Below are 6922 nucleotides of genomic sequence, written 5' to 3'. Positions count from 1 at the left end.
GGTATGCGTAGCCTGCATAGAGCGTTGCTTGCGAGCCAACTTTTCGTACAAAGCCTAAGCTTCAACCCTCGCGCTTTGCGCCGCTCGGCAAGCTGGGCGGCGGAAAACAGCAGCAGCTTGTCTTTATCTCTTGGGGTTAATTCCATAGGGCGCCTCCATCAGAATCGATTAAGTTAACCAAATACGTGGAATATGGGCCTCGCGCTCAATCCAGCGCGGGCGCAGCAATTGCCAGGCCTGTTCGCACAGCGCCCAGGCTTCATTTCGTGAGTCACCCAGATAGCGCAGCAATAAAACGTCCTGGCGCACCGTTACCGCCCAGCGTGGGTTATCCGGCAGGGCATTACGCAGCTCCTCAATCGCCGCTGGCGCATCACTCATTCCCACCGCCCAAAGCGTGGCCTGCACCGTAGCGCCGCCCTGCCCCCAGCGCCCCATAAAGCGCGGGTGTAACGGGTCTAACGGCTGGCGTTCTAGCCACAGCGGCTTGCCATCCAGCGTCAAACGAAAATACTGCTCAATGCGTCCTGATAAGTATGGCAACTCGCTCGCCGGGCGGCCCAAGGCCATGACTTCCCAGCCTAAACAGCGAGCACTGCCGTGAAGATCAATATGGGTACGCTGTTCGCCTTTAGAGCCATCAAAGGCAATGGTTTCCTGAGGTAGCCACTCAAGCGTTGCGCCATCGGCGACCTCAAGTTCAGTGCGCTGGCTCCAGGCCACGCCTTGGCTATCGGCCTTATAAAGCTTATTCGCCGCCGGGGTGGTCAACAGGGCATGTGCGCCCTGCTCGACGTGAGCCTTGATGGTGAGCGCGTCGCCGCTGACCAATCCGCCGGGTGGGTGCAGTACGTAGATATGGCACGCCTCCTGGCTGCCTTCAGGATAAAACGGCCGCTGGACCCGAAGTGGCCCTTGGTGGCGTGCCTGGATTAACCGCGTGGCGCCATCGCGCTTGGCAAAACGCAGCGCCAGTGAGGCCGCCCAGTGGCGTTCCTGGTCAAAGCGGTGGCCGGAGCCCGCAAGCGGTGGGGCGAGTTCGCGCAAGGTCATGGAAGACAGTCGCATCCTTTTGAATAGGTCATAGCCTTTCAAATGCAAGGAATGCGCCAAAATGGGGAAAAGTGGACTTTTACTATCGCTGCAAAGTTTTAGCCGTCATAACCCATCAGCACTAACGGCTTTTTGCACCAAAAAAGATCATTAAAAGGGTCGGCCGCACCAAAAATAACAAGTAGTTAACCGCCCCTTGTGTGGCAAAAGACCACACGCCCAACACTTCTTATTTGGGAACTTTCCGATACTATTGGGCCATCCTCCGTCAACAGCTTGTCTGTTGCCCACCAAGGTAGATGGCTTCGTGCAGTTACAATGCTCAGCAAACAAGCTCTGGTATCGCATTGCGCTTTGTATGGCGTTTGTGGCGATGCAGCTGCTGTTAGTTGGGCCGCTGATTTCACAGTATCAGTCCGATGGGCAACATCACGCGCATCACGAAGCTAGTCATCACTCTAGCCATCAAGGCGGCGGTCATCATCAACATACTGCCCCTCAAGCAAGCCACCATCATCATGCGGGCCATGCTGAAGAAGTAGAACCGATATTCAACTGGTTCCACCAATGTGGTTACTGTGCCATCTGGCAACAGTTTCCAACGGCGCATACCTCTCTCCCTCCGATCAGCTTGCAAGCGTTTATTACGCATGACCAGCTGCTGACGCAACCGACACAGGCTATAAAGTCCTGTGATAACTACCCCCACGCGCTAACGCGCGCCCCGCCCTTTTTTCGGATCGTATAACGCCACATCGTCAGCCTTTTTAGCCTGAAGTTTGCTTCTGGCTGGCGGCTGTCTACACCAAAAAAAGGGATCATCATGCCGCATCTAACTATTGGGCATGGCGTCGTTACGCCTGCCCGCTTAAAAAACCGTTTTCAACGACACGTACTGACATTAAGCGTCGCTGCCGCATCGAGCGTTGTTGCTCAAGGCGTATGGGCACAGGCGCCTGCCGCTCACCACGAGCATCATCATGCGTTAAACACGATGGTCGTGACCGCTGTACCGCTAAGCTCACCGCTCACGGTGGAAACCGACCCGCGTATACCGCGGCAACCGGCCCCTGCCAGCGACGGCGCCGACTACCTTCAGACCATCCCCGGGTTCTCTGCCATTCGTAACGGTGGCACCAACGGTGATCCGGTGTTCCGTGGCATGTTTGGCTCACGTCTTCGCGTGCTGACCAATGGCAGCCAAATGCTAGGCGCCTGCCCGGCAAGAATGGATGCGCCTACGTCTTATATCTCACCTGAAAATTACGACAGCCTCACCGTCACCAAAGGGCCGCAGTCCGTTCTGTGGGGCCCCGGCGCTTCAGCGGCAACGGTGCGCTTTGACCGCGGCCCGGAGGAGTTCGATGAAGCCGGTGTGCGAGTGGATGGCAGCGTCATGCTGGGTACCTATGGGCGCTTTGATCGCCGCATTGATGCCGCTTTAGGCAATAAAGACGGCTACCTGCGCATTACCGGCAATCAATCCGAAGCTAATGACTATCAGGATGGCGATGGCAACGCCGTGCCCTCGTTATGGGATAAGTGGAACGGTGACATAGCGCTTGGATGGACACCCGACAACGATACCTGGCTTGAAGTCACCGCAGGCCGAGGAAACGGCGAAGCGCGCTATGCCGGGCGAGGTATGGATGGCAGCAAATTTCTGCGCGAAACCGTGGGCATCCGTTTTCAGCGCGAGAATTTAGGTGAACACTGGAAACGTCTGGAAATGCAGGCCAACTATGCCTATGCCGACCATATTATGGATAACTTCACGCTGCGCTCACCGGGCAGCATGGACATGGGTGGTGGCATGGACATGGGCAGCGGCATGGACATGGGTGGTGGCATGGACATGGGCAGCGGCATGGACATGGGTGGTGGCATGGACATGGGCGGCGGCATGGACATGGGCAGCGGCATGGATATGGATGGCGGTATGGACATGAGTGACGGCATGGCCATGCGGCTAGACCGTCGCACCCGCAGCGCGCGCGTCGCATCAACGTGGGAGTGGGAAAACACCACGTGGACGGCCGGTGTCGATGTCGAGCATCAGGTACATCGCAATCTGGATGGCGAACACTGGCAGCCCGACTACGAGCAGACCCAGTTTGGCGCCTTCAGCGAAGTCACCCGTTTTATCGATGAACGTGACCGTCTTATTGGCGGCGCCCGCGTAGACCGCTACCGCGTCAGTGACGAAAGCCTGGACACAGCTACCACAGGCCTCACCCGCCGCGACACTCTGCCCAGCGCTTTTATCCGCTATGAGCAGGATTTAGCCTCAGCACCGGTCACCTGGTATGCCGGGGTCGGGCATGTGGAGCGCTTTCCCGATTACTGGGAATTGAGCTCTAGTCAGGCAGGCCCGGCCGGTAGTTTGAATGCCTTTGACGGTGTTCAACCCGAAAAAACCACCCAGTTGGATATAGGCGCGCAGTATAACGACCAGCGCTTAAGCGCATGGGTGTCCGGGTATGCAGGATACGTTAACGATTTCATCTTGTTTGATTACAACACCGCGGGCATGGGCGGTACTCAGATCGATAACATTGATGCTCAGATTGCGGGTGCCGAAGTGGGCGCTAGCTATCAACTAACCGACAACTGGGTAAGCAATGCCTCGCTGGCCTATGCCTGGGGGCGAAATGCCAACGACGATGAGGCATTACCACAGATCCCACCGCTGGAAGCCAAGGTCGGCCTGACCTATGCACACGATGACTACTCTGTGGGTGGCCTATGGCGTGGTGTTGCGGCACAAAACCGTATTGCGCTCGAAAAAGGCAATGTCGTCGGCCAGGATCTGGAATCGTCGTCAGGCTTCGGGGTGTTCTCGCTTAACGGTGCCTATCAAGCAAGCAACCACCTAACGCTAAGTGTGGGGGTGGATAACGTTTTCGATACCACCTACACCGAACACTTGAATCTGGCGGGTAATGCAGCCTTTGGCTATCCCGCTGATTTGGATCGCGGCATTAATGAGCCTGGCCGCATGGTGTGGGCACGGGCCGACTTCAGCTTCTGATTCATTCAGGTGCTCAGTAGAGCACCTGTTTACCCTTACCGCTTAAAACCACCAGGCTAGATGCCTGGTGGTCTGGAGAGACTTCATGTCGACCACGTCACCCCCACAAGAAGGTAAACGCAAGACCTTCGACCTGTATCGCGCCGTTTGGCGCTGGCACTTTTACGCCGGCCTTTTGGTTCTGCCGTTCATGATCACCCTGGCAATTACTGGGGGCCTTTATCTTTTCAAGGACGAACTGGATGCACTCATACACGCTGATGTGAAGCGCGTAGCCGTTCAAGAGGCGACGCTCCCTCCCTCTACGCTGGTAAGCGCAGCCCTTACGGCTCACCCTGGCACTGCCGTAAAATTCACCGACCCCGCCACGCCGAAAAGCTCGGCGGAGATCACAGTGAATACTGCCTCGGGCGAGCGGTTAGCCGTTTACGTCAATCCGTATACTGCCAATGTGCTGGGGGCGCTGGATGACCGCGGCACGGTGATGTGGACCGTTCGCTATCTGCACAGTTTGAAATACTTTGGACCTACAGCGCGCAAACTGATTGAAATAGCCGGCGGCTGGGCAACCCTGCTAGTGCTCACCGGCATTTACCTCTGGTGGCCACGGCGTAAAGGCAAAGGCGGCGTGATTAGCGTGCGCGGCAAGCCAAAAAGCCGCGTGTTCTGGCGTGATCTGCATGCCGTGCTGGGTATTTTTGTCGGTGGGTTTATCGTCTTTCTGGCGATCACCGGAATGCCTTGGTCGGGCGTGTGGGGCGCGCAGGTTAATCAGTGGGCTAACGGTAACAATTTCGGCTACCCCTCTGGTGTGCGCGTTGAAGTGCCCATGTCGGAAGCGCGTTTAAACGCGCAAAGCCCGACAAACTGGTCACTCGAACAGGCACAAATTCCAGAATCCACACAGGGACCAGGCCAGGCAACGAGCATTGGCCTTGACGGCGCTGTCGCCATCTTCGATGAGCTGGGATTGCATCATGGCTATGCGGTCAGCCTGCCCACCACAGAGACCGGCGTGTACACCGGATCAGTCTATCCTAATGACCTTAGCCAACAGCGCGTGGTGCATCTTGATCAGTACAGCGGCGAGCGCTTGATCGACATGAGCTACTCCGATTACGGGCCCCTGGGTCGCTGGTTGGAATTTGGTATCAACGTGCATATGGGCCAGCAGTTTGGTCTGGCCAACCAACTGCTCTTTTTGACCGTGTGCGTGGCGATTATCCTGCTGGCGGTATCGGCCGCAGTAATGTGGTGGAAGCGCCGCCCCTCACGCGCAATGGGCGTACCGCCACTACCGGCAGACAAACGCGTTTTCCGGGGTCTGATTGCCATTCTGGCGATAGGCGGATTGATTTTCCCGCTGGTAGGCGCGTCGTTGATCGTCATGCTGCTGCTTGATTGGCTGATTGTGCGCCCGCTCCAGGAGCGGAGGCTGGTTAACCAGCCAAGGTAACACCTCAGTTTCTATCACTCCCTCTTTCTGGCCCCCTTGGGGCCAGAAGCTCAGGTTTATCTAAATCTCAATTTACGCCTCTCGCTCTATCTTTCCCGCTACTCACACGCGCCACAGAATAGCCACTATCGGTATGCCTTCAAGTATCGAACGATGCCAGCGCAAGACCCGTTGATGCCTTGGCCAACTAAAGCGATACATTAATAGCGCATTTGCGCTTATTGCCTCATAAACTCATGCCTATTTCAGTCTACCTCAGCACGTTTATCCGCTTGACATTAAATTATTTGCGCCACAAACTTAGCCGAGGCTATACTTGTTTCCACAGCGCAAAATGATTACACGGAGTAACACTGCTTCGTCTACTATCTACCTCATGTCGAGTCTGGAGCTTAATAATGGCAACAAAACATGCTGTGATTCTATTGGGAATGCTGCCTTTCAGTACCTTGGCAGCGGCTGATGAAACGCCCCTCAACGTGGTGGCAACCATTGGCATGATTGCCGATGTGGCACAGGAGGTAGGCGGCGAATGCGTTAGCGTCCAGGCCATGATGGGCCCCGGGATCGACCCGCATCTTTTCCAGGCCAGCGCCAGCGATGTTTCGCTGTTGCGCGGCGCCGAACAGATTCTTTACTCGGGCTACGCCCTGGAAGGCCAGCTGGGTTCGGTGCTGGAAAATTTCTCTTCGCGCACCCCGACGCTTGCTGTCGCGCCCTCTTCGATCGACCCTTCATCGCTGATTACCGCGCAGGATATCTACGGCATCGATCCGCACCTGTGGATGGATGTTTCGCTTTGGGCGCAAACGCTGCCGACGCTAAGCGATACCTTTATTGAAGCGCGCCCCGACTGCGCGGATACTATTGAGGCCAACACCGAACGATACCAGACCGAACTGTTGGCGCTCCACAAGTGGGTCAAGGAGAGTATCGCGACCATTCCCGAGAGTCAGCGCGTGCTGGTGACCGCCCACGATGCGTTTAGCTACTATGGGCGCGCCTACGATATCGACGTTGAAGGTATTCAAGGCATCAGCACCGAAACCGAAACCGGCATTGCCGATATCCGCAACATGGCGACGAGTGTGGTAGAGCGCGACGTACCGGCGGTGTTCGTTGAAAGCACCATCAATCCGCGCACCGTCCAGGCGGTGATCGACGCGGCCAAGCAGCGTGGCCATGACGTTGTGGTTGGCGGCGAGCTTTATTCCGACGCCATGGGCGATGACGGTACCGTCGACGGCACCTATATGGGTATGATCTACCGTAATACCCAGCATATCGTTAACGCACTCGGCGGCACACTTTCCCCACTGCCCGATGAGCTCAACGACTGGGCAAGCGAGTGGCAGCTCGACCAACAGGGATAAAAGGGCATA

General features: G+C 56.5%; 6 protein-coding genes. 3 read left to right on the top strand and 3 right to left on the bottom strand.

Going from position 1 to position 6922, the window contains the following annotated elements; translation table 11 throughout:
* From ACT3TC_RS09465 to ACT3TC_RS09455, 3 genes are all read right to left on the bottom strand, one after another.
* A partial coding sequence (locus ACT3TC_RS09465; protein WP_444625961.1) for an urease subunit gamma occupies positions 1–146 on the bottom strand: 146 nt, incomplete at its 3' end.
* Between the two features lie 22 nt (positions 147–168).
* Positions 169–1053: an urease accessory protein UreD gene (locus tag ACT3TC_RS09460; protein WP_087110721.1), complete on the bottom strand. Its 885-nt coding sequence runs from the start codon at positions 1051–1053 to the stop codon at positions 169–171.
* 403 nt (positions 1054–1456) lie between these two features.
* Positions 1457–1663, bottom strand: coding sequence for a hypothetical protein (locus ACT3TC_RS09455; RefSeq protein ID WP_225733841.1), 207 nt, complete (start codon positions 1661–1663; stop codon positions 1457–1459).
* A 213-nt stretch (positions 1664–1876) separates the two neighbouring features.
* On the opposite strand from ACT3TC_RS09455, the gene ACT3TC_RS09450 reads away from it, so the two are divergent.
* The 3 genes from ACT3TC_RS09450 to ACT3TC_RS09440 all read left to right on the top strand — a co-directional run bounded on the left by ACT3TC_RS09450 (position 1877) and on the right by ACT3TC_RS09440 (position 6913).
* Positions 1877–4084 (top strand): TonB-dependent receptor domain-containing protein, encoded by a 2208-nt coding sequence (locus ACT3TC_RS09450; protein WP_444639817.1) that lies wholly within the window; start codon positions 1877–1879, stop codon positions 4082–4084.
* A gap of 85 nt (positions 4085–4169) precedes the next feature.
* Positions 4170–5540 (top strand): PepSY-associated TM helix domain-containing protein, encoded by a 1371-nt coding sequence (locus tag ACT3TC_RS09445; protein WP_087110715.1) that lies wholly within the window; start codon positions 4170–4172, stop codon positions 5538–5540.
* A 398-nt stretch (positions 5541–5938) separates the two neighbouring features.
* The gene (locus tag ACT3TC_RS09440) at positions 5939–6913 is read left to right on the top strand and encodes a metal ABC transporter solute-binding protein, Zn/Mn family (RefSeq protein WP_087110713.1); all 975 of its coding nucleotides are present in this window, start codon (positions 5939–5941) and stop codon (positions 6911–6913) included.
* The last annotated feature ends 9 nt before the right edge of the window (positions 6914–6922 follow it).

Source organism: Halomonas sp. AOP27-A1-41 (assembly GCF_052378605.1).
Taxonomy (GTDB): domain Bacteria; phylum Pseudomonadota; class Gammaproteobacteria; order Pseudomonadales; family Halomonadaceae; genus Vreelandella; species Vreelandella citrativorans.
The sequence above is the reverse complement of the archived record's forward strand: the minus strand, read 5'-3'. Positions and strand labels throughout refer to the sequence as shown.

What these genes read in the sequence shown, in the direction of transcription:
- ACT3TC_RS09440 (WP_087110713.1), top strand. Translation starts at nt 5,939, where the DNA reads ATGGCAACAAAACATGCTGTGATTCTATTGGGAATGCTGCCTTTCAGT.
- ACT3TC_RS09445 (WP_087110715.1), top strand. Translation starts at nt 4,170, where the DNA reads ATGTCGACCACGTCACCCCCACAAGAAGGTAAACGCAAGACCTTCGAC.
- ACT3TC_RS09450 (WP_444639817.1), top strand. Translation starts at nt 1,877, where the DNA reads ATGCCGCATCTAACTATTGGGCATGGCGTCGTTACGCCTGCCCGCTTA.
- ACT3TC_RS09460 (WP_087110721.1), bottom strand. Translation starts at nt 1,053, where the DNA reads ATGACCTTGCGCGAACTCGCCCCACCGCTTGCGGGCTCCGGCCACCGC.
- ACT3TC_RS09455 (WP_225733841.1), bottom strand. Translation starts at nt 1,663, where the DNA reads ATGCGCCGTTGGAAACTGTTGCCAGATGGCACAGTAACCACATTGGTG.